This window comes from Levilactobacillus mulengensis, from assembly GCF_003946045.1.
GTDB classification, from domain to species: Bacteria; Bacillota; Bacilli; order Lactobacillales; family Lactobacillaceae; genus Levilactobacillus; species Levilactobacillus mulengensis.
In genome coordinates, this window is the sequence record NZ_RHNW01000002.1 from 50,697 (window position 1) to 74,202 (window position 23,506).

Below are 23,506 nucleotides of genomic sequence, written 5' to 3' on the forward strand. Positions count from 1 at the left end.
TTCGGACGCGCGCCCACAGCGCCACGGCCCATTTTCACCAGTCCGGAGGCGATGGTAAGACGTTTCGTTTAATCCTCAGTGACGCGCTGGTTTAGCTCTTCTGCGATGCTAAACGACTCGCTGTAATAAGCGTCGTGCACGCCCAGGTAGTAACACCCCAGGCTCCCCAGCGCCACCACCACAAAGTCCAACGGATATGGCAACCAGCCAACACCGCCAAACTCATGGCTACCAACCAGCGACATCATCGTCAGCCAAATCATTTCGGCCAACAACCAGCGGCTCCCTTTGAGACTCGCCCGTAACGCGCGCCAGCCAGCCGGTTGCCGCACCTCGTAGTACACGTAGAACACCAGACCCAGCGCAATCACGCCAAAGACCTCAATCGTCGTGGGCCACTTGGCCCAGTAGATCGCCAGACTGGCTAAAATGTAAGCCAGCGGTGCCCACCAATGCAGGCCGCGCAACCGAAACGGCCGGACAAACTTCCTGCCTTGATGCCGCAGCGCTGCCACCGTGACCGGTCCCGTCAGATAAGCAATCAACGTGGACGTGGAAATCACATTTGACAAAGCACTCCAGTTCCGAAAACCCGCGACCAGCACGACACCCAGGAACATGTCGACAATCATCGCTCGCCGTGGCGTTTGATATTTCCGATTGATTTCACCCAAGCGCGTCGGCATGTGCTTGGTCCCCGTCATCGCGGCCAGCGCCCGACTCGTGGTGGCCACGAACGAGACCCCGGTCCCAAATGGTGAGACGAAGGCGTCCAGGTACAGCAGCGTCGACAGCCAGCCCAGATTCAAAAGAATCGCCAGGTCTGCGAACGGTGACTGGAAGTTGACCCCCTGCCACCCGTGCGCCAGGTTGCCAGCGGGAACGGCGCCGATGAAGGCCACCTGTAGCATCGTGTAGATGACGGTGCTAATCCCAAAGGCAATCACAATGCCCCAGAGAATGTTGCGCTCTGGGTGTTCGATTTCATTGCCCATATTAATGGTCGTTTGAAAGGCATTGTAGGAGAAAATAATTCCCGCAGCGGTCGTGGCCGAGAAGATCGACGCACTGCCGCCTGGCATGAAGCCCGCCGCCTGGCTGAAATCGTGGGGATCAAACCCGGTCCAAATCAACACGATAATCGTCAGCGTGGGAATCAGTAATTTAAAGATTGAAATAAAACTGGTAAAACGTGTCAGTAATTTAACCGACCAAAAGTTTAGCAACGTAAAGGCTAGGATAAATAGAAAGACAATGACTAACCCTTCGTTGGTAATATTGCCATTTTTCAAGAATCCCCGGGTCCAGTTGGCCCATGACCACGGCCAGGACGCCATGTACTGCACGGCCGCAACGGCCTCAATCGGGATAATGGTTAAGAGTGACAACCAGTTAGCCCATCCGGCAACGAACCCCAACAAGGGCCCGTGGGAGAAGGCCGCGTACTGGCTCATCCCCCCGCTGGTCGGAAACATGGTCCCCAACTCGATATAATTCAGGGCAATCAGGCCAATGACCATGGCCCCTAAAATCCATGATAAAACTGCGGCCGGACCGGCAATCTGGGCGGCCATCCCCGCGCCAAACAGCCAACCCGAGCCAATGATGGCACTCAGCGTTAACATGACTAGCGAAAACAAACTCATCTTGCGCTTCAAGCCAAATTCCTCACTTTCAAAAAATAATCACTCAAAACAGCGCAAGGCAGCTGGCCAGACTGACCAACCCCCAAAACTAATTTTGATATGTTCGACTAATTTTACACTTGCTATCTGGCAATGCAATAAGAAAGTGCAAAGTCTTTGCTTAGAAGGCGCTGACGCCTGTCTCATTGGCAAACAAAACAAAACAGGCAGCGGACATATCGCCAATGGATAGTCGCACTGCCTGTCGTTAAGTTATCAGTAAATAGCTGTCTAATAAACCTAGGTAAATCGCAAATAACAATTCTTCAGTCAACTACTTGATCTACCCAACTAGTAGGACTGACCAAACGTTTATCTACTATATCAGCCATCGCCATCACGCGACCAATAAGCTAACGGGTTAAACCCGTGTCAGCCGCAGGGCTGGTGAAAATGGGCTCAGCCGTGGGAGTTGCCTTAGCGGGTTTCCCGCTTAGGCAACTGCTATCTTTGAGACTCGGTCTATGAGGCTCAAAGTAAGTCCGAAGACCGCACCTCAGGCTTCGGACGTGCGCCCACAGCGTCACGGCCCATTTTTCACCAGCCCGGAGGCGCCAACAACGGCAAGTTCAACCCATTTAGAAGAATTGGCCGACGTAGTAGTGGATAAACATCGTGATGATCCCCACGATTAAATTCCGAATAATAGCCGTCTTAACCAGCCCATGCCCCAGCTTAGCGCTAAGAAACCCGGTCAACGTCACCGAGATCAACACGGCCACGATGGTAGCGGGCCACTGCGTCGCTGCTGGAAACAGGGTCATGGCCGCCAAGGGGAAGATGCCCCCCAGACTAGCCGCAAACAATGAGGAGAACGCGGCGTCCCACGGGTTCATGTAATGGCCCAGTTGGATATCATCCTTCACGTTGACCACCGTCTTCAGCGCATCCTTGGCCATTAAGTCTTGGGCAATCGCCAGCGACGTTTCAGTGGACACGCCGCGGTCTTCGTAAAACTGTTGCACGGCCGCCTGCTGATCGTTGTAGTTGGATTTTAACAGCGCCGCTTCCTTGGCGACAGCGGCCTTTTCCGTGTCCTTTTGCGTGCTGACCGAGGCGTATTCTCCGGACGCCATCGAAAACGCACAGGCTAACAGGTCCGACAGCCCGGCGATGAAAATGGTAAATTGGTTCGTCGTCGCGGCCGCCACACTGAACAGCACCCCAACGACGGTCAGGATCCCATCGTTTGAGCCCAAGACGCCGGCCCGTAAAGTGTTTAATTTTTCTTCCATGGTCTGCTGTTTCTTTTGCTTTTTCACTTTTAATTCTTGATTCGCAACCATTGTGTGTAACCTCCCTTATGCCTGACGCTTACGCAAATAACCGACCGATGCCGTACGTGACTAACATGGTTAAGATCCCCGCAATCACGTTTCGAGCGGTCCCGTTACGCCGGTTGGCATTCCCCAAAACCGCCGCCACGTAACCGGTAATCGACAACGCCACCACTACGGCCAGGAAGGTCCCGATGATCCGCCAATTCTTGGGTAATAAGCTGATGGAGACTAACGGTAGAATCGACCCGGTTGGAAATGAAATCATCGACGCAATCGCCGCGGAAAATGGATTGGTATACTCCCCCACGTTAAAGCCAAACCGTTCCCGCACGGTCGTCTTCAAAGCATCTTCTGTCATCATTTCCTTGGTCGCCTGTTCGGCTAATTCCGGTTGAATACCGCTGGCCAGGTATTTATCCCGGACAAAGCCGTACTCGCCTTCATAATCTTCGTCCAAGGCCACCGTTTGCGTTTCAATTGCCTTGCGTTGCGCATCCTTTTGCGTGTTGACCGAGACATACTCGCCCATGGCCATCGACACCGTCCCGGCAATCATGCCGGCAATCCCTGAAATAAAGATGGCGTAACTGCTGGTCGCCGCGCCGGCCACCCCCACAACGATCCCGGCTACTGACAGGATGCCATCGTTGGCGCCCATGACGCTCGCCCGTAACACGTTGATTCGCTGCGCCAAGGTTGCTGGCTTCTTTGCTTTCTTCATCATATCCGCCCCCAGATAGTTTTTAACACTCACGTTTCATTTTAACACTAACAGAAATAAAAGTTTGGGATAGCTAACACTTTCTGATAGATTAGAATCGTTATTAACTGTAACCAAAATCCATTGTACTCACCTCATTAGGAAATGTAAACTTAAATTAGCCATTTTCTTAAAATAAACGCGATTCATTCTAAATAAGTCTTTTTACTGGAACTCCTGGCTAAATGTGGTTTAATAGAGTCAAACTAGATTGATTCCAAAAAAGGATTTACTGTTTCTATGGAAGATGGTTATAATGGTCAGGTCGAGTTTTTTCCCGGGTGAATACGCCCCCGACCTGCCTAACTGGCTTATCACATATAAGGAGGGACTACCCTTGGCTGGTCAGCAACAGCTTTTAACGCACGCATTACAAACTTTAAAAGAACACCACGTCCGGGTCACCCCGCAGCGGCAGGTCATCTTGACCTACCTCGTGACCCATCACAATCACCCGTCCGTCGACACGATTTTCAGTGCCCTGGCGACCGAGCTACCGAACCTCAGCATGGCGACCGTCTACAACACCTTAAACCTATTGGTGGACCTGGGCATCGTCATTGAATTGCCAAATGACAACGGCGGGATTCGCTATGACTTCTACGGACGGCCGCACTACCACGTCATCTGTGAAAATTGCGGTAAGATCACCGACGTCTTCACGCCCGACTTTTCTAAAATTGAAAATGAACTGAACCAACAGGCCAGTGAGCAGACCGGCTACCTTGTGACGAGCAATCACGTGGAGGTTTACGGGTTGTGCCCTGAGTGCCAGCAGAAGCTCCACATCGATCCGCAACGCCAGACCTGGGCGCAACAGAAATAACCTTTCCTTGTGTCTTTAGGGTTCGTTCCCGGCGGTGGGCTCAAACTGCCCTGCTGTGGGGAACGACTGCGGCCTGAGGAGCGGTCCTCCGTCTCGCCTGGAAACCTCGCTGAGTTTCGCGAGTTTCCCAGGTCGTCCCGTGGTCTAAGCTGAGAAAATCACTCAGCCAAGGCCACCGACACAGCTGGTCAGTTTGGCCCACCTCTGGTCACTGACACTGGCCAGGCTATTTCTATTGGGCCCGGTGTCGTGTGATTCTGTTCTATTAGAATGGATTCCATTCCATTCTATACAAGATTACATCAACTTATACAAACTACTGACGACCACTTGGCCCGGGCGACATTGCCTAGGCTTTTTCTTTGGCCGGTCGCTTTGATTGCGTGCTACGGCGCCTAGGGTTACCGGATTCTGGGGACGCACCTTTAGCTTGTTAGCCCTTTCAACCGTTGACTTTGCTAACTTTCACAATCATTTTCATAGAAAGTGCCCGCAGGCCCGGCGTGGCAATGTTACAGCCACATTACAGGTGACGCTAAGTTTTAATCTATTTGCAAACACCCCGAACAAACGCCGCCACCGTCGATATAAGCCGCGTAATATTACGCATAAAGCCCCGTCTGACGGTTGTCGTGGCTGCTGATAATGTATATAGTTGATAACGAATATTAAGCAAGAACGACTGAGCAACTGGGAAACCGGTTGTCGTAAAAATAACGACGAAAGATTTGAGGGATGATCACGGTGAAAATGCATAAAATCGTTTTAACTGCACTGGCTACTCTGGGAGCCGCCGGCGTTTTAAGCTTGTCTACCACGACAGCATCTGCTAGTTCTAAGGTCAATAGTTACATTAGTAATGAGAAAATTACACCAGCTAAGGTAACCAAGTCCATCTGGGGAGGTTTCCCAAAGAACAAGTACCGTCACGGCAAGGCTAAGCCTGAAGGGGTCGTGATTCACGAAACGGCCAACCCTTCTTCAACGATTTACAACGAAATTGCCTACATGAAGCGTAACTACAACAACGCCTTCGTTCACAGTTTCGTTGATGGCTCCCGGATCATCAACATCGCCAACACCGACTACTTAGCTTGGGGGGTTGGGTTCCCTGGGAACGCCCGTTTCGTCCAATTTGAACAGGTCGAAGTTCACAGTAAGTCCGCCTTTGCCCACGAGATTGCCAACGCCTCTTGGTACACGGCTTACCTGTTAAACGAATACGACTTGAAGCCAAACAACGCTGCCTATGATGGCAAGGGAACGGTCTGGTCGCATGGTTCAGTTGCCAAACATCTTGGTGGCTCCACCCATACCGACCCGGTTGGCTACTACGCTAGCGCCGGAAGCAAGTACTTCGGTCAAAAGTACACCATGAGCATGTTCTACGACATGGTTCAGAAATACTATAACGCCATGAACGTTAAACACACCAAGTTGGTGAGCGCTAAATATACTTCAGTGAACAAACAAGCGAAGTTAAGCAGCAAGTACAAGAAGTTTAACCTCTACAATCACGTGAAGAACGTCAGCAAGAACGCCAAGCGTCAAAAGTGGTCCAAGATTTCTCCTAAGGTTGGGAAGACCTACTACATTGACATGCAGGCCAAGAAGAGTACCGGCCAAACTTGGTACCGTATCAGAACTTCCAAGAACGCCAAGACCCGTTACTGGGTTTACTCCGAAAATCTGACTGGCGTGAAGAACGTGCCAGCCAAGACGACGACCAGCTCAAGTTCCAGTGCCAGTTCCGAAAGCACTGTGCCAACTTCCGCTACCTCTAGTACCGGTGCCAGCACGACTGAAACTAGCAGTGTTAGCAGCAGTAACTAATTAAATGTGACATCCCTGAACGGTCCCCCTTCATTGGCGGGACCGTTTTTTCGTGTGGTCTGGGTCTGTTCGTTCCCGGCGGTGGGCTCAAACTGCCCTGCTGTGGGGAACGACTGCGGCCTGAGGAGCGGTCCTCCGTCTCGCCTGGAAACCTCGCTAAGGTTCGCGAGTTTCCCAGGTCGTCCCGTGGGCTAGGCTGAGAAAGAACCTCAGCCAAGGCCACCGACACAGCTGAGCAGTTTGGCCCACCTCTGGTCACTGACATTGATCACGCAACTGAAACGTTCCTAACCCACTCCAACCATACAATTATGAAACGTTCGGGCATGGCGTCAATGGAATAGACATGAAAAGACCTGCACCGGATCAACGTCCAGTACAGGTCTTTTGACTGTCTATTTAGAAGTATCCTTCGCCACCCGTTTCCGTTGACCGGCCACGGCACGAGTCATGACCCATGTCGTGATGGGCACGGTCAGAATCACGCTGACCATAGCAAAGAGAATCATCAAGATTTCAGAGACAAATATTTTATCGTTTAAGATTTCACCCACCGAGTAGTGAACCCCGGTGAACCAGATGAACAAGGCCAGGAAACCGCCGAAGAAACCAAAGAACAGCGTATTAAACGTGGTCCCAATGATTTGCTTACCCACGGCGATGCCATCTCCCAGCAAGGCCTTTAAAGCGACCTGCGGGTGTTGCTCAAGGATTTCACTGAGCCCGGCTGCGATGGCCATGGCTGCCTCGGCAATGGCCCCCAGCGTGCTGAGAATGGCTGTGGCGGTGGTTACCTGCACGAAGTTCACCCCAACTAAGACGGAGAGGCCTTCCAGGTCCTCACTGTCCTCGGGACCGAATCCCTGGACCAGCGCCCAGTGTTCGACCGGCACAATCAAAATGATCAGCATGACCAGCACCACGGCCGACGCGATGAAGGCCACCGTGCTGGAGAGGTCGTCGCCACTGCTCATGAAGATGGTCAGGGCCAGCACCAGCATCCCCACGACCAGCGTGACGATCAACGGTGAAAATTGAAAGGCCACTAAAACAATGGCTAAATACAGCAGACCGAAGTTTAAAATCAACGCCAGAAACGACTGGGCCCCGGCCTTACCACCGACGAGGACCATCAAAAGCAAGAGGACTAGCCCCAAAACGCTAATCGTACTCATGCCGTCACCTTCTTTGCCATGAACCGGCTAGCCAAGAAGCTCGCCAGTGGAACCGCCAAGACGATACCAATCCCACTGATCAGGCTTTGGACGACCCCCATCGACATGTTCATCGAGAAGGTGTAGCCCCAGCTGTTGCCGTTTTTCAGGTACAGCATCGCCATCGGGAAGGTATCGGCTACGAAGATGAAGAAGAGCACGTTGATCAGTGGCCCCATGATGGTACTGCCGATTTGCCGACCAGATTTAAAGATCTGCGTGGCCGACAGCTCCGGGCGCTCCCGTTTCAACGCGAAGAGTGAAGAAATGATATCCGTCGACTCGTCCATCACGGCCCCCAGGGACCCCAGCAAGGTCTCGGCCAGAAATAGTGGCCGCGGCAGTTGCGTCACGTACTGCATGGACTCGTAATACATGCCCTTCTCGTGGGTGAAATGGAAGACCAACAACGCCGTCACCAGCGCCAAGGCCGTGCCCCCAAGCGTGGTGGCCAGGGTAATCAGCATTTGCCGGTTGGCCCCCAGCACCAGCCACAGGGTCAGCGTCGCAAAGACCACGGAGAGACTGCCGAAGATCCACAGCACCTGTGCCCCTTGCGTTGAGCCATTTAGCAGAATCGCCATCAGGAAGAGGACCCCATTCGCCGCCACACTCAGAAAGGCCATGAACCCGCTGAACTGCATAATTAATAGAAGTAATCCGACGACCAGCCAAATCATGAAGACTAACGGTGCGTCACGCTTCACATCCTTGGCACTCGCCGTCAAGCGGGTCGCGCTGTGGGCGTGGACCACGACAAAGAGTTGGCTCCCGACGTGATAGCGCTGATCCATGGCGCCCGACTGGGAATACGTGTTAGTCACGGTCAGCCGCTGCCCTTTATAGGTGCCGTTTAAAATTTTACCGTGCAGCGTCTGCTTGGTCTGGCGGTCAACGTTGTGGAAATCATCCGTCTCCTTGGTCGCCGCCCCGGTCTCAACGCTGGTCACCTGCATGATGGGGTCGCTGTAAATGGCCGCATCGTGTTGGGTGCCCCAGACCAGTAGGCCACCGACCAAAATGGCCAGGACCCAGGTCCACCAGCGTCCCTTTTTCGTTTTAAAAAATTGCATGTTGCCCGTCCCTTTCTCACCGCATTTGCCGCGTTGAACTCAATATACCACTTTCTGACAGGTTGAATTGGCTTCCCGGAAAATTTTAACAAAATCACAGTAACCCGCGTTCTGTCAAGGCTCCAGAGTGGTCGAACCCAGCTAAATCCCGTGAAAGCCTTGCATTTTCGAATAAAAACCAGTACACTTACAGTCGATTGTTATTTTAATTAAGCGAGGGTTTTTACAATGAGAAAAGCACATCCAAATGGCGTACAAGGCCGCCGCAAGGTTAACCGTAAAAAGGACCGTAAGCGCCGCGACGAAATTTCTGACTTACAACGTTGGTTAAAGAACAAAAAGTAAGCTGGACGCCAATACCATAGAACGCACTGACAATTTATAATTGTTGGTGCGTTTTATTTTGCTTTCAGTTATTTTTCTCCCCTTTGAGATAGAACAGCGACAAAAATAAAAAAGTCTGGGATCAATTCCCAGACTTCATGTTTGTCATTTAATTGATGTTATCTACTCTAGTTGACTAACTGCTCAACCACTACAAGCCGTCGTCACTAACGAAGAATCCAAACTCACCAGTGACAATTACTCACTAAGTAAGCGGGCCGAACCAGTATCAGCCGCAGGGCTGGGAAAACTGGGCCAGTCGTGGGAGTGACCAGAGGCGAGCCAAGGGGCCCGGCTGTGTCGATGACTCAACAACACAGCCAACCACTTCACATCGACATCCCTATAAGCACAACCCGCCAAGTAAGCGGGCTGAACCAGTATGAGCCGCAGGGCTGGTGAAAATGGGCTCAGCCGTGGGAGTTGCCTTAGCGGGTCTCCCGCTTAGGCAACTGCTATCTTTGAGACTCGGTCCTTGAGGCTCAAAGTAAGCCCGGAGACCGCCCTTCGGCTCCGGGCGTGCGCCCACAGCGTCACGGCCCATTTTCACCAGCCCAGAGGCGCTGCAAAAAACAAGAAGAAAAGCCAGGTTACTTGGTCATGTAGATGTAGAGGTGGTCCGTTGAGAAACCAGTGTTGAACCGCACGCCATTCGACCGAATCGTCTTAGTCGTCGTGGATGAGCTGTTCTTCTTAGCATCCTTCAGAACCTTTTCAAACTTATTGATGACATACTTTGGCTTAGCCTTCAGCGTCGTCCCCAACAAGGCAAACGTGGTCCCAAAGGTCTTCTGACCGTCCTTGGTCTTCATCTGCTTGGTTGGCACGATCAGCGCTAAGCCCATCAACTTGCCATCCTGCACGTTGCCCCGCACCGTCACGTCCTTGGTGTCGATGAGGTTTTGCACGCCATCCTTGGCCGTGGTTGGTAACAGGTCGTCCTTGGCCTGCTTCTTAGCGGTGGCCATTTGTGCCTGTAATCGCTTGGCGGCAGCTTGTTGCTGTTTAGCAGCGGCTGTGGCGGCCATGGGGTCGGTCTTGGCTAAGGCTGTCAACTTTTTCTTAGTCGCGGCTTGGGTCTTTTGCGCCTGTTGTAATTGCTTTTGGACCTTCTTTGGCAAATGGGTCCCAATCACCATCTGGTTGTAAGTGGCCGCTAGCTTCTTGTAGTTGCCCAGGGCCGTGACCGACTTGACCGTCACCGTCTTCTTGGCGTTGCCCGCCGTCAGCTTGACCGTCTGTTGCTTGGCCGCTGCGGGTACTTGGAAGAAGTAGGTCCCGCCGTTCACTTTGACGCTGTGCTTGGCCCCACCATCGACCTGGTAGTTCACGGTCTTGGTCTTGGCGTCACCCTTAATCACCGCGGTCAAAGCCGTTGGGTGGTAACTGGTCTTGTTCGTGGTCAGTGCGTTACTCGAGCAGCCGGCAAGGGTCAAGGCTAACAACCCCACGGCGCCCAACAAAAACTTTTTCATATTTTTCCATCCCTCAATGATTAATATCCGTTTACTGGCACCGGCCATCGGTTGCACCGCTACACATATACTTGGTTTATCTTACCACATTCTTTCACACTATGGGGCAAACTTTATGCGGGACATTTCCATTTAATGTCACACTAATTTTACGAGCCCAAAAGTCCCCTGGCACCACTGATTTACCCCATCAAAAAAGTCCACCAACTCTGAAATGAGCCGTGGACTTCAATAATAGCAAGATGCAATTTTAAATTGAATTAGTCGACAACCAAGACGCTCGTGTCTGAATTGTGAACGACATAGCTAGTGGTGGACCCCATGATGGCGCGCCCAAAGCCGTGAACCCCGGAACGGCCGATGACCGTCAGTGAGGTGTGTAATTCAGCCGGCAACGTCTTGGCAATCGTGGGTTTTGGCAGGCCTACCCGGAAAGAGGTTTCGACCGGCACGCCCTGTGCTTCCACTTCTTCAACCGCACTCTCCAAGAATTTTGAAGCGGCATCCTTGAAATGGGTCACGATTTCACTACCGAATTCCGCGCCGTAGTGGGCATAGGTCTGATCGCTGGCGACGGAAACGATGAACAATTTAGAACCCAGCTCCTTGGCTAATTTGGTGGCCTCAATCAGTGCGGCGTGCGCATTTTTGCTACCATCCATTGGTACTAAGATCCGTTCATACATAATATCCCGTCCTTTCCATAGTAAACCATCCATGTGGTATCGTTTCTACACATTTATCATAACAATTAAACGGCTTACGTGGAAGCGTTTTACCCGTTTTTTCACGAGATTTTTAAGGTACGCGCTGAAATGTTAGGCAATTCTCATTTCCCGGCGAAATTCCACGCTTGCTCGCAAGAGTTACTTACCTTTTGTCCTTAGAATACAAGCTGAATTATCTTAACTACCCTCCGCGAGCGCAATCATTTTCATCCCCACTCTTCAGGCCGCATAATAACGGTATGCTGAGTTAGTGAAGAAGAACCGTCATTGTGCGCGCCAACTTTGCTGAAGCAGCAATTCGTTTTTGGGGGAGGATTTTATGATGAAAAACGAAGATAGAGTATTCGAGACGTTTCTACGGCAATATCGGTCAATCTTTCGGGTGTTGATCAATGCGGCCGAACAGATTACCAGTCAGTATTCAGTGAGTTTCGAACAATATTTACTGTTGAAACAGATTCATGAACAACGCAACATTACGTTGAGTGAACTGGCGGATTCCACCCGGACCACCCGTTCCGCAGCGGCGCGGAAGTTACGGGCTTTACTGTTAGATGGCTTCGTGGAACAAGAAGCCAAGATGGACGATCGGCGGGTCAAGTACCTGCGCCTGACCGCCAAGGGGGCTAACGTAGAGCATGACATCCGGCAAGCCTTTCTGCAGAGCGCTACGACCTGGGAAGAAATTCCTAGCAACTTGACCGGCGAAGACATTAACCAGTTCTTTACGCAGTATCAGCAGAACATTGCGATTTGGGACCGGACGCGGCCTAAGTTCCGGCGCCCCGTTTTTACTTTGGTTGCACCTCAGCCAAGACCATCGACACAGCCGGACACCTTGGCGCGACCCTGGTCACTCCCACGACTGGCCCATTTTCACCAGCCCTGCGGCTCACACTTGTTTAACCCGGGTTAGTCGTTGGCATCAGCGATTGCTGGTTGTGTCTCTGCTTGGTTGATTGCCATTTTCACTTTGGTTGCACCTTAGCCAAGACTACACACAGCTAAACATTCTGCCACAATTATGATTATTTTCATGACCGACCCAGTTTTTCCAGCCCTGCGGCTTACACTTGTTTAACCCGAGTTAGTCGTTGGCATCGCAGATTGTCGTTTATGTTTCTGACTCGTGGTTTCTGGGGGCAACTGAGATTCAACCCAAACCACCAGCCAAAGTCAACAATCGCCAGAACACTCGTTGGCATTGGTCATTTTCCACCTAGCCCTTTTCGGCTACTGACATTTTCACCGTAATTGTTTCAAGCTTCGACTATTTTCACCCACTGACGGTCTTCATCGTCGGTCCGTTTTACACCCAGTTTTACTTAAGTCTGGGAGACCTTTTATCGCTCTCAGGCTTATTTTTATGGGTTTCTTAGCCATTATGAGAAATTCATGATAAAACAGTTTCCTTTTGTGCGTGAAAGGGTTAACCTGTTCATAACAAATAGTTTTAAGGAGGATTTCTGTATGCGACTTGATAATTATTCGTCCAACCAAACCCTGCCAACCATGGCTAGTGGCTTCCCGGTGGATACTGCTAAACTGACTGACGACCTGTACGACGCGGTCAACGGCAAGTGGGCCGAACAGGCGACCATTCCTGGGGACCACTCCTCGACTGGTGGCTTCATGGACCTGGTCGACAACATTGAACACACCCTGATGAGCGACTTCGACGACCTGTTGGCTGGCAAGCTCACCCCGGCTAACCCTGAGATGGCTGAGTTCAAGAAGCTATACACCTTGGCCCTGGATGCCGACCGTCGCAACAAAGACGGCGTGACCCCGCTCAAGCCTTACCTGGCTAAGATCGAGGGTCTCAAGGACTTCGCTGACCTGAACGCCCACCTGGTTGAATGGTTCCAAACCGACCTGCCAACCCCCGTCGACATCAGCGTTGACGCCGACATGAAGGACACCAGCAACTACGCCCTTTATTTGGACGCCCCAAGCCTGATTCTCCCTGATAAAACTTACTACGAAAAGGATAACCCCGCTGCTAAGCAATTGATGCCCGTCTTCACGACGACCGCCGTCAAGGTCTTGGCTTTGGCTGGCTATACCGAAGACCGTGCCAAAGAAATCGTGGAACAAGCTAAGGCCTTCGATGCCCAGATTGCGCCACACGTGAAGTCCGCGGAAGAATCTGCCGACTACGTTAAGATGTACAACCCATTCCCACTGGCCGACGTGGATGCCAAGATCGACAACCTCGATTTGACCAGCACCATCAAGGGCTTGATCAACGACGTGCCTGCCCAAGTCATCCTGCCACAACCGACCTACTTTGATGCCGTTAACGACCTCCTGACACCAGCCAACTTTGACAACTTAAAGAGCTGGATGTTGGTCAACACGGTTCTCGGCGCCACGGGGGCTTTGACCGAAGACTTCCGTCAAGTCGGTGGCACTTACCGGCGGGCCCTGTCCGGTCAAAAGGAAGCGCGCTCACCTAAGAAGGCCGCTTACTACCTGGCAACCGGCACATTTGGTCAAGTCGTCGGTGACTACTACGGTCGCAAATACTTTGGTGAAGCTGCCAAGGCCGACGTCCGTGAAATGGTCCTGAAGATGGCACGCGTTTACCAGAAACGGCTCAAGTCCAACGACTGGCTGAGCACCGCCACCAGTGAAAAAGCCATCGTCAAGCTGCAGAAGTTAACCATCAAGGTCGGCTACCCAGACGAAATCGACCCACTCTACAGCAAGTTTACGATTGACGAGAACGCCTCACTCTTTGAAAACTTGCAAAACATTACCGAAATCATTATCAAAGACCACTTTGGCCACTGGGGTCAACCCGTTGACCGGAAGCGTTGGGACATGAGCGCCAACACCGTCAACGCCTACTACTCCCCATCGAACAACGAAATCGTCTTCCCCGCTGCCATCCTGCAGAAGCCATTCTACAGTTTGGACCAACCAAGTAGCGCGAACTACGGGGGTATCGGGGCCGTCATTGCCCACGAAATTTCTCACGCGTTCGATAACAACGGCTCACAATTCGATGAGTTTGGGAACCTGAACAACTGGTGGACTGACCAAGATTTGGCCCACTTCAAGGACTTGGCCCAAGCCATGATCGATGAGTTTGACGGCATCGAATTCGCTGGTCAAAAGGTCAACGGGAAGCTGACCGTCTCCGAAAACATCGCCGACGCCGGTGGGCTGAGCTGTGCCTTAGAGGCCGCCAAATCTTCCAGTGAAATCGACCTGAAAGCGTTCTTCATCAACTGGGCTAACGTTTGGCGGATGAAGGCCACGACCGAATACATGCAACTGTTGCTGTCGATTGACGTCCACGCCCCAGCTAAACTGCGGGCTAACGTCCAGGTCAAGAACCTCGACGACTTCTTCAAGACGTTCGACGTCAAGCCAACGGACAACATGTACCTGGCACCAGACAAACGGGTTAAGATCTGGTAGTCTAAACTAGTCCCTGTCAGCGCCTGCCGGGCGGTCAAAATAGGACCGGTCCGCTGTGGGCAGGACGGTCGAAGCCAAAGAGCGGTCTTCAACCTTGCTTTGAGCCGCCAAGAACGCGTCTCAAAGTCACCATTTTCTGAGCAAACCACTCAGAAAATCCCACGGCTAGGCCTATTTTGACCGCCCTCTCGGCTGATACTAGTTTTACTCAGCAACTTACCTCTGTTTTCTAAATCAGTATCAATTACAAAAACTCTCGTAACCATTATCGGCTACGAGAGTTTTTTCGTGTGCTTCTTATTCTAAATTCTTTTTGGCCAGCCGCTTAGCAGCGCGTTCAGCCTTCAGCTCGGCCTTCTCCTTGTTACTAGGCACTTCCTGATACCCATCCAAATGGTTCACGTACCGGGCCATCGCGTAAAGGTAATCCGATAAGCGGTTAAGGTACTTCAAAATAGCCGGTTCCAATGGTTGTTCGAGGTTTAACGCCACGGCTGACCGTTCGGCACGCCGCGCCACCGTGCGGGCGTACTGCAGCCGTGCCCCGGACTCAGAACCACCGGGTAAAATGAACTCCCGTAATTCAGGCGTGTTATCCATGAAGAAGTCGACCCGTTCCTCCAGTGCCGTCGTATCCGCCAAGATTATCTCCTGATGGCGTTTTACACTGATGTCAGCTTCCAACTGATACAGCTTGCGTTGCACTTCACTGAGCTCAGCCACCAGGTCAGGGTGCGCCCCCAAGCTGGCCACTACGACACCTAGATAGGACTGAAACTCATCAATGTCACCCAGGGTCACAATCTGAGCATCGGTCTTCGACACCATCTTGCCACTAACCTGTTTGGTCATCCCCTGATCACCCACACGCGTGTAAATTTTCATGTTTAACCCACCATTTCATTAGTTTTCGGTTCATGTAATATTGAAAAACAACTCATTGATTACGTCTGCGACAAGTCTGAATACGTCACAAAAACGCTTATACAACAAGAAGCGTTGATTGAAAACAACCAACGCCTCAAGCATACACATATTTAATTAAAAACACCAAACGTTAGGGTTAACACCTTTCCTAGCCGGAGGTAGCCAGACAGAGCCCCGTGTCGGTGGCCTTAGCCGAGTGATTTTCTCGGGTTAGGCCACGGCCGAGCTTTGAAACTCACGGTTTGGGTGAGGTTCAAAGTCGCCCTGAAGACCGCTCTTCGGCTTCAGGTCTGCCCACGGGAGCGGCGTCTGGCTACCGCAGGCGGCAGGGCAAGGCGTTGAACCTAACGGATTGGGCAGGCACCGCTGGCACAATCGGATTGGTCCACCAGCTCAATATCCTTCTGATCATGGTTCCCGGTCATGGCCGCAAAGGTTTCTGCCACGTCGGCCGTGATTTCCGCACACTTTTCCGTGTAGGTGTTGGCGTCGATGGGTTCCTTAGGCGCTTGCTTGAAGTCGGCGCCGCTGTATGGCAACAGGGACGTGGACTTGATGGTATTCCGGTACTGCATCAACAGGTCGCTGATTTGGTCGCCCTCTTCGGGTTGGAACGTCACGGTACAACTGACCGCGTTGTCGGACCAGTACGTCTGTAAGAAGGCCTGGGTCGCAAATTGTTCGGCGATGGAGACCTCACCAGCGGACGCAAAAGCAGCTTGGTCGGCGTGAGCGGCCTTCACTGGGAATTCCACGCACATCGTATTTTGACTGTACACGTCGGGTTCAACCTTGTAGCCACTCGCCTTCAGTGCTGGCAGTAACGGGTCGCTGTCCTGGAACCGAATCCGTTGAATCAGGTAGCGGGCGTAGTGGAAGTGCATCCCCTCGGAAACACCGGCTAATTTGGCCACCGTTCCGGAAGGCTTGACCGTCGTGTGTTTAATAGAAGGTTGGCACCCCAACGTCTCGGAGTAATCCTTGTCCGCCTGGACCACGGCCGCGTACAGGTCACTGAAGCGTTTAACGGCCGTCTGATTGTAAATGGGGGCCATGAACGTTTTGCCAGTCTCCGCATCGCGCTTGGCTTCAAAACCGGTGACGACGCGTTGCTTGAAGGTCTTTAAGATCCAGTCTTGAATCCCGGACATGGAGACCCCAATCCGTCGGTTCTTCTGGATGGCCTTGCGAGAAACTTCCCAGTCATAGTGACTGAACGTGACCCGCTTGGTGTACCGGGCACCTAACCCAAAGGCGTCCTCAAGCTGCCAGCCCTGTTCTTCGGCAACACTGGGGAAGACTTCAAACAGGTTGCAAGGTTCCCCGTTGCTCAGGGAAATTTCGCCACAAGGGTTGGTCCCCTCAACGGCTCCGTCAATGCCTTCCTGGCGGCCATCAATCAAGCGACCGTAGTTACGCGACAGGCCGAGGTTCACGATGCCGGGTTCCCCGTTGTGTTGAATGGAGTCGGCGATGGGCTGGTAATCGGTGAAGTCGCTATCCACGGCCACACTGTTGTTGGAGGCCCACCGGTGATGGTAAAGTTTGTCCTTGTCCTGCTTCATGGTGATAAAGTCATCGTCTTCGGCGCCACCTAAGGCCAATTCAGCCGAACGCCGGACGTTCCCGGCGACGACGGTCTTGCCGATCATGTTGCCCATGTCGGTGCAGTCGACGGCGGTTAGCTTGCGGCCAACGGCGTCGTTTAAAATCGTATTGCTATCAAATAACATTTCCACTAATGGCATGGGACCAGAGGCCGTCCCGCCAAAACCATGAATCGGTGCGTCCTTGGGCCGGATGTCGCTAATGTCCAGGACGACCTTGGTCTTGCCGTCGGGGTTGGTGCCGTTGAAGTGGGCATCGATCATGTTGGCGTTGGCTAAGACCCAGCCTTCACGCGTGTCTGGCAAGCGGTAGTAACGGGTGTCGGCCAAGGAATGCGTGTGCATCCAGTCGGTCTTGTCCACGGCCCCCAGCTTCAATGAGGCGTCGTAGGAGGCGCTCTCGCTGTCAATGACGACGGTCAGGTCCACGTGATTGTCGACCTTAGGCATCTGCCGGACGTTGTTAGGCGTCACGGAGAAGCCCACACCGCCGCCCTTCATCAGTTGGTCAAACATGAAGGAAAAGGGCATCGAGGCGGCGACTTGTTCCGGCTTCAGGTAACTGGGAATAATGTGGCTGTCCCCGTAGGCTTGCGGTCGCACGGCGATGAACCAACAGTTGTTCAGGGCATCCCCGTTGCGGTGTTGATAGTCGGTCCCGGAGATCCACAGGTTCCGGCCAGAAGGCGTTGCGGCCAGGCCGTAGATCAGTTTAAACAGTTCCTGGGCTTCGGTGGTCAGTTCGGCGATCACTTGGGAATCAACGTGGTCGGCCTGCAGCCGGGGATCGAGGTTAATGTTACCTTCGACCACCCGTTGGACCGTTTCTGGCCACTCTTCGTTGCGTTGTTGGTCCGGCAGCCAGCGAGCGTAGGTCCGCTTGTAGGTTACCCAGCCGAGTTCACCCCAATGTGGTGTTACTTCGTTTTCTGTTTTGGCGATAAATTCGGGCGTCAGGCGTACTGGCGCAGCGGTTTCTACGTTCATCATAACAATCTCTCCCGTTCTTTAAGTCTATACCAGATATAGTATCGCACTCGCCGAGTAAATACAATATATGGATATATTTAACTGTCCCCTGGACATTTCCCCTTGAGACGCTACTACCAAAAATACCCGGAAAAGCAACCCTTTTCGTCCGCCCAGTTAATTGTAATTGGACAAACAAACTGCCCCCTACAAGAACCCCAAATCCAGCAAAGGTGAACGGCCAACACCCGACGCAGTAAACTAACTGTTTAGGACGCAATTTAATTTCAGAATCATTGCCGCGCCAAAACAAAAAAATTTAAATTTTTTTCGAGCACCCAATTAGCGGTCACTTTGCCAACTCCATCCCCATATCTTGGGGTATCCTTGTGACCTGCCCCACCCCCACGCTATTTTCCTTAAGATTGGGCAAAGCGCTTTACCTCCGCGCTTGCACCAACTATGATGGGGTTAACTAACGCCCTGCCACCCCCTGAAGACACCGTCTAATCCCGTTAGCCGGCTCACAACTCAGGGGTAGCCTCGTTACCCAAACAGCCAGTTGTCACCGTGTGCGCGGTACCTCACGGCCAGTGACGACCACCTAACCAGCACAACTGGTATAGAAATGAGATGAAACGAATGCACAAGTTATATGTAACCCAGCAACAATGGGCGCTGCAAGAACGGTTCAGCGTGCGCGACGACCACAATGCCCCCGTGTACCAGGTCGTCGGCAGTAAATTTCAAATGCCCAAGTTTTTTGAAATTTTAGACTTAAATAATCAGGTCGTGGCGACCGTCACGAAGAAGCCCCTGAGCCTAGTGGCGACCTACTACCTGCAGATTGGTGGCAAGACGGTGGCCACGATTCAAAGACGTCCCACCTTCCTGCGGCCTAGCTACGATCTAACGGCGGTCGGACTGACGGTCACCGGCGCCCTCTGGGATTTGAATTTTGAAATCAAGCGCCAAGACAAAGTCGTCGGTCGCGTCAGAAGGGCCGGCTTGAGTCTGAATAACAAGTATGAAATCGTAGTCCTAGATGATGACATCCAACTGATTCTGGTCGGCCTGGTACTGGCCATCGACTACGGCAGACACGCGGCAGCCGCAGCGGCTGTGAGCACCACCTTTTAAAATGAACACGTAAAGGGACTTGGGCAATCGCTCAAGTCCCTTTTGTTTGCTTGTAGATCTCGTGGTAAAGAAAAAACCGGGCAACAAAAATATCAGCCCGACTAGAAAACAATGTTCAATTAAAATACAACTTAACCCAACACCCACGAAACCCGGGTTAAGCTAGTGTCAGCCGCAGGGCTGGAAAAACTGGGTCGGTCGTGGGAGTGACCAGAGGCGCGCCAAGGTGACCAGCTGTGTCGATGGTCTTAGTAGAGTGATTTTCTCTGCTTAGAGCATGGGACAACCTTTGAGACCGCCCCTCAGGCTCAAAGTTGAGGTGGAAGCTCGCTTCTCAGGCTGGAACCGGCCCCACAGCAGGGCACCTTGAGCGCACCGCCAGGAACGACCAGCACCACGCCACGGCCCGGCTTTCACAGTCCAATACTACATCTGGGTTAAGCTAGCGTCAGCCGCAGGGCTGGTGAAAATGGGCTCAGCCGTGGGAGTTGCCTTAGCGGTTTACCGCTTAGGCAACTGATATCTTTGAGACGCAATCTGCGGCTCAAAGTAAGCCTGGAGACCGCCTTTCAGGCTCCAGGCGTTCGCCCACAGCGTCACGGCCCAGTTTTCACCAGCCCGGAGGCACCACCAAAGACTAGCTTAACCCTTGGTGCTTTCGCGGAGCTTGAGCTTAGTCCCCACAGTAACCAACTGTGGTGTCGTCCGCCCGGTCTGCAGGCGGTTTTCGACCAAGTCCACCGCCGTTGCGCCCAGCAATTCCGTATTCACGTGCACGCTACTCAACTCAGGGAACACGTACTTGGCAATCGTCGTGTCGTTAAAGCTAAACAGGCTGACCCGTTGCGGCACGTCGATGTTATTTTCATGCAGCGCCTTGAGTGCGCCGGCAGCCATGGGATCGTTGGTGATGAAAAATGCTGACGGCAGGTCATCCCCCAATTGGGCAATGGCCGTCTGCATTTCCTGATAACCTGAATGATTGGTGTAGTCGCCGCCAAAGACCAGCTTCGGATTGTACGCGTCCCGGGCTTCCATTTCACGGCGGAAGGCCTTGTACCGGGGATCAACGACCTCAAGCTGCCCGTCCGTCGTCCATTCACTTCCATATAATAACCCGACTTCTTGGTGGCCATGCTTGGCATAAAAGTCGAGCACCTGGGTCACGGCAAAACGGAAATCGGTGACGACGCTGTCATACCCGTGGCACAACTGATCCTGATCGACAAAGACCAGGTTCGGTGTCAGCTGGGACATCGCCTCAACCTGGGCATCACTAAATTTTCCGATGGCAATAATCGCATCGACATCGGGATCAATGGCTTCCAGGTCGTTTTGAAAAGTCCGGGTCGCCAGAATCCGCCGTTCCTCACAGCGTTTTTCCAGGCCTAAACGAATCGACATGTAATACAAATCATCCAGTTCTTTGGTTTTCGAGTACCACTGGACAATGGCAATCTTCAACTGTTTGCTAGGTGTGGCCGTTCGGTGCTTTAACTTGGTGTAATTCAGTTCCTCTGCGACCTCAAAAATCTGTTTCCTGGTGGACTCACTGACTGACAGCGTTCTGTCGTAGTTTAAGACCCGCGACACGGTTGCCAGGGAGACCCCGACTGATTTTGCAATATCCTTTAGCGTGGCTGCGATTGCCATCACCCCCTTCATATCATTTTATCATTAAACTAATGCTGCGTGGTAACTGATTCCGCCTACGGTAGATTAGGGACGCTTCACCCTGTGGGACCCGGCTAAAGCCTGAGGTGCGGTCTTTAGCCTCGGTTTGAAGCCTAGCCAAAACCGCTAGTCTCCAAACACGGTCCGTGCTGTAAGGCTGGGAAAAGTTCACCCAGTCTAACACCACTATCACAGGGTTCGGTCCCTATCTACCTCCGGCTCCGTCAGCGAACCCAGGCTTCAGTTACCACGGCAACGTTTCCTTCTACAATTATTCAGTGGTTGCTGGCAATCCATAAGACATTTCATGATAGTTTTTTCTACCATAAAGATAGACTACATGATGTCAGCACCTACACAACAACGTATGTACCAGCTAAAACAGCAGTCGCGGTTCAAATAAACATATTAATAACCAACCAATTACCGCAACCACTAGTTCAACCAGTGAATTCTTTTGAAACGTCACATGGGGTTGAGCCGTCCAGCATGGCCAAAACCACACCGAACCACAACAACCCCATGGTTTGATTATTTAATTGATAGGAACTATTACACAGCTTAGCAGGCCACAGTACGTGGCATCCAGATCTCAGATACCACCACAACCAACCCAGCAGCCAAGGCCAACAGCTCAGACCAATTACCCGCAAATCTACGGGCTAAACCAGTATGAGCCGCAGGGCTGGGAAAACTGGGCCGGTCGTGGAAGTGACCAGAGGCGAGCCAAGAATAAACGCTCGTCAGTCTAACAACCAGCGGCTTAACCACAGCCACCCAGCAGCCAAGGCCAACAGCTCAGACCAGTTACCCGCAAATCTACGGGCTAAACCAGTGTGAGCCGCAGGGCTGGTGAAAATGGGCTCAGCCGTGGGAGTTGCCTTAGCGGGTTTCCCGCTTAGGCAACTGCTATCTTTGAGACGTGGTTTTCCGGCTCAAAGTAAGTCTGGAGACCGCCTTTCGGCTCCAGACGTGCGCCCACAGCGCCACGGCCCATTTTCACCAGCCCGGAGGCGCTGTCAACACACAATGAAGCCACTAGATTTGCGCGATAAATGCGTCCAGGGCTGCTTGGCCCTTGGCGTCGCGCTTGAAGACGCCGGCGTCCGCCAGCACCCGAGCAAACACATCACCAATTGCTTGGTGCAAAACAGCCGTAACGTTCTCTGGCGTCACTTTGTTGTTTTGCTTGATGTCATCGGCCCAGGCCTTGTGCATGTCGACCATCTCATTGGGTTGATCCAGCAAGTACTTCGTGACTTCCGCCATTTCGTCCTTGAGCCGTGCTGGCAGGATGGCCCGCCCCATGACTTCGATCAACCCAATATTTTCCTTCTTGATGTGTTGGACATCCTGATGTGGGTGGAAAATGCCGTCAGGATACTGGTCTGACGTTTGGTTGTCTCGCAGGACTAAATCCAAAACGTAGTCGGCACCGTCACGGTACGCGATTGGCGTAATCGTGTGGTGGCGCGTATCCCCAGTGTAAGCCCGGACATCGACAGATTCATCTGAGTAACCGATCCAGCTGTTCAGCACCTTGGTAGCGGCGTTGATCAGCGGCTCTGGCTGACTCCCGGTCAACCGGATATCGGTCATGGGCCAGTTAACGACCCCAGCCTTGACCCCGGCGACACCGAGATCAATTTCACGGTCGATGCCAGCCTTCATCATTGGGAAGGTGTGCTTCCCACCTTGGTAGTGGTCATGCGTCAACATGGAGCCCCCAACGATTGGCAAATCGGCGTTACTGCCGACAAAGTAGGTTGGCAGCGTCCGAACGATTTCCAACAGGTTGGTAAACGTGTGTTGATTGATGACCATTGGCCGGTGTTCCTTGGCCAAGAAGATGGCGTGTTCTGAGAAGTAGGCGTATGGGGAGTACTGGAAGCCCCAGGTTTCGCCACCCAGCATCATCCGGATGATTCGGTGATTGCTACGAGCGGGATAGCCTAAACGGCCCAAGTACCCTTCGTTGGTCATGCACAGTTGATCCAGTGGGTAGCTGGTACTCTTCTGGGTCAGAGCTGCGGCGATGGCCTTCGGGTCCTTTTCCGGCTTCGACAGGTTGATGGTGATTTCTAATTCACCAGCGGGTGTCTTGGCTGGGAAGACCACATTTTTCGCAATGTTACGCGTCTTAATGTAGTTATTGGCTTGGCTTAACTGGTAGAACCAGTCGGTCGCCTTGCTAGGACTCTCCTGATACCGGTCCCAGAAACCGCGGTTGAGCGCGGATGGAAGTGGTGTCATGAAGTCCATTAATTGCGATTCCAAGATTTCCTTGGGACTTGGTGAGTCTTCAATTTTACCGTTGGCGATGGCCGTTTCGATCATGGCGTTAACCAGGTCGATGGGCTCGTCGGAAGCAGCCGCGCGGGCCACGCCGTCACCAATCAAGGCGAAGATGCGGTTCGTCACGTACTGCCGGTCCAGTTCCGTGTAAGGCGCTGGGGAGGAAACAATGTGATCAATGAACGTTTGAATTGTGTCTTTAGCCAT

General features: G+C 52.5%; 16 protein-coding genes. 5 read left to right on the forward strand and 11 right to left on the reverse strand.

Going from position 1 to position 23,506, the window contains the following annotated elements; genetic code table 11:
• Positions 1 to 68: 68 nt before the first annotated feature.
• From EKM84_RS02570 to EKM84_RS02580, 3 genes are all read right to left on the reverse strand, one after another.
• Positions 69 to 1,658: an APC family permease gene (locus EKM84_RS02570; RefSeq protein WP_125763359.1), complete on the reverse strand. Its 1,590-nt coding sequence runs from the start codon at positions 1,656 to 1,658 to the stop codon at positions 69 to 71.
• Between the two features lie 605 nt (positions 1,659 to 2,263).
• On the reverse strand, positions 2,264 to 2,971 hold the full coding sequence (locus EKM84_RS02575; RefSeq protein ID WP_125763361.1) for a VIT1/CCC1 transporter family protein: 708 nt from the start codon (positions 2,969 to 2,971) through the stop codon (positions 2,264 to 2,266).
• Between the two features lie 28 nt (positions 2,972 to 2,999).
• Positions 3,000 to 3,689, reverse strand: coding sequence for a VIT1/CCC1 transporter family protein (locus EKM84_RS02580; protein WP_125763363.1), 690 nt, complete (start codon positions 3,687 to 3,689; stop codon positions 3,000 to 3,002).
• Between the two features lie 373 nt (positions 3,690 to 4,062).
• Between EKM84_RS02580 and EKM84_RS02585 the strand changes: the two genes are divergently transcribed.
• Positions 4,063 to 4,551 (forward strand): Fur family transcriptional regulator, encoded by a 489-nt coding sequence (locus EKM84_RS02585; RefSeq protein ID WP_225418118.1) that lies wholly within the window; start codon positions 4,063 to 4,065, stop codon positions 4,549 to 4,551.
• A 750-nt stretch (positions 4,552 to 5,301) separates the two neighbouring features.
• Entirely contained in the window at positions 5,302 to 6,384 is a 1,083-nt protein-coding gene (locus EKM84_RS02590; protein ID WP_125763861.1) for a peptidoglycan recognition protein family protein, read from the forward strand.
• Positions 6,385 to 6,779: 395 nt separating this feature from the next.
• On the opposite strand, the gene EKM84_RS02595 is transcribed toward EKM84_RS02590, so the two are convergent.
• From EKM84_RS02595 to EKM84_RS02610, 4 genes are all read right to left on the reverse strand, one after another.
• Positions 6,780 to 7,559, reverse strand: a complete 780-nt coding sequence (locus tag EKM84_RS02595; RefSeq protein ID WP_125763367.1) for a YibE/F family protein — start codon at positions 7,557 to 7,559, stop codon at positions 6,780 to 6,782.
• Positions 7,556 to 8,671, reverse strand: coding sequence for a YibE/F family protein (locus EKM84_RS02600; protein ID WP_125763369.1), 1,116 nt, complete (start codon positions 8,669 to 8,671; stop codon positions 7,556 to 7,558). The genes EKM84_RS02595 and EKM84_RS02600 overlap by 4 nt, the downstream gene beginning before the upstream one ends.
• A gap of 974 nt (positions 8,672 to 9,645) precedes the next feature.
• Positions 9,646 to 10,530, reverse strand: a complete 885-nt coding sequence (locus EKM84_RS02605; RefSeq protein ID WP_125763371.1) for a hypothetical protein — start codon at positions 10,528 to 10,530, stop codon at positions 9,646 to 9,648.
• A 260-nt stretch (positions 10,531 to 10,790) separates the two neighbouring features.
• A complete protein-coding gene (locus tag EKM84_RS02610) occupies positions 10,791 to 11,216 on the reverse strand; it encodes a universal stress protein (protein ID WP_125763373.1) in 426 nt (141 codons plus the stop codon).
• A gap of 364 nt (positions 11,217 to 11,580) precedes the next feature.
• Between EKM84_RS02610 and EKM84_RS02615 the strand changes: the two genes are divergently transcribed.
• Entirely contained in the window at positions 11,581 to 12,174 is a 594-nt protein-coding gene (locus EKM84_RS02615; RefSeq protein ID WP_125763375.1) for a MarR family winged helix-turn-helix transcriptional regulator, read from the forward strand.
• Between the two features lie 554 nt (positions 12,175 to 12,728).
• Positions 12,729 to 14,687: a M13 family metallopeptidase gene (locus EKM84_RS02620; RefSeq protein ID WP_125763377.1), complete on the forward strand. Its 1,959-nt coding sequence runs from the start codon at positions 12,729 to 12,731 to the stop codon at positions 14,685 to 14,687.
• Positions 14,688 to 14,984: 297 nt separating this feature from the next.
• On the opposite strand, the gene EKM84_RS02625 is transcribed toward EKM84_RS02620, so the two are convergent.
• Complete coding sequence (locus EKM84_RS02625) at positions 14,985 to 15,572, reverse strand: cob(I)yrinic acid a,c-diamide adenosyltransferase (protein WP_125763379.1); 588 nt, start codon at positions 15,570 to 15,572, stop codon at positions 14,985 to 14,987.
• 386 nt (positions 15,573 to 15,958) lie between these two features.
• Positions 15,959 to 18,208: a ribonucleoside-triphosphate reductase, adenosylcobalamin-dependent gene (gene nrdJ / locus EKM84_RS02630; RefSeq protein ID WP_125763863.1), complete on the reverse strand. Its 2,250-nt coding sequence runs from the start codon at positions 18,206 to 18,208 to the stop codon at positions 15,959 to 15,961.
• Positions 18,209 to 18,832: 624 nt separating this feature from the next.
• Here nrdJ and EKM84_RS02635 point away from each other — a divergent pair.
• A complete protein-coding gene (locus EKM84_RS02635; RefSeq protein WP_164511280.1) occupies positions 18,833 to 19,330 on the forward strand; it encodes an LURP-one-related/scramblase family protein in 498 nt (165 codons plus the stop codon).
• Positions 19,331 to 19,972: 642 nt separating this feature from the next.
• On the opposite strand, the gene EKM84_RS02640 is transcribed toward EKM84_RS02635, so the two are convergent.
• Both EKM84_RS02640 and EKM84_RS02645 read right to left on the reverse strand, forming a co-directional pair.
• A complete protein-coding gene (locus EKM84_RS02640) occupies positions 19,973 to 20,983 on the reverse strand; it encodes a LacI family DNA-binding transcriptional regulator (protein ID WP_125763384.1) in 1,011 nt (336 codons plus the stop codon).
• Positions 20,984 to 22,042: 1,059 nt separating this feature from the next.
• Positions 22,043 to 23,506, reverse strand: a complete 1,464-nt coding sequence (locus tag EKM84_RS02645) for a UDP-glucose--hexose-1-phosphate uridylyltransferase (protein WP_125763386.1) — start codon at positions 23,504 to 23,506, stop codon at positions 22,043 to 22,045.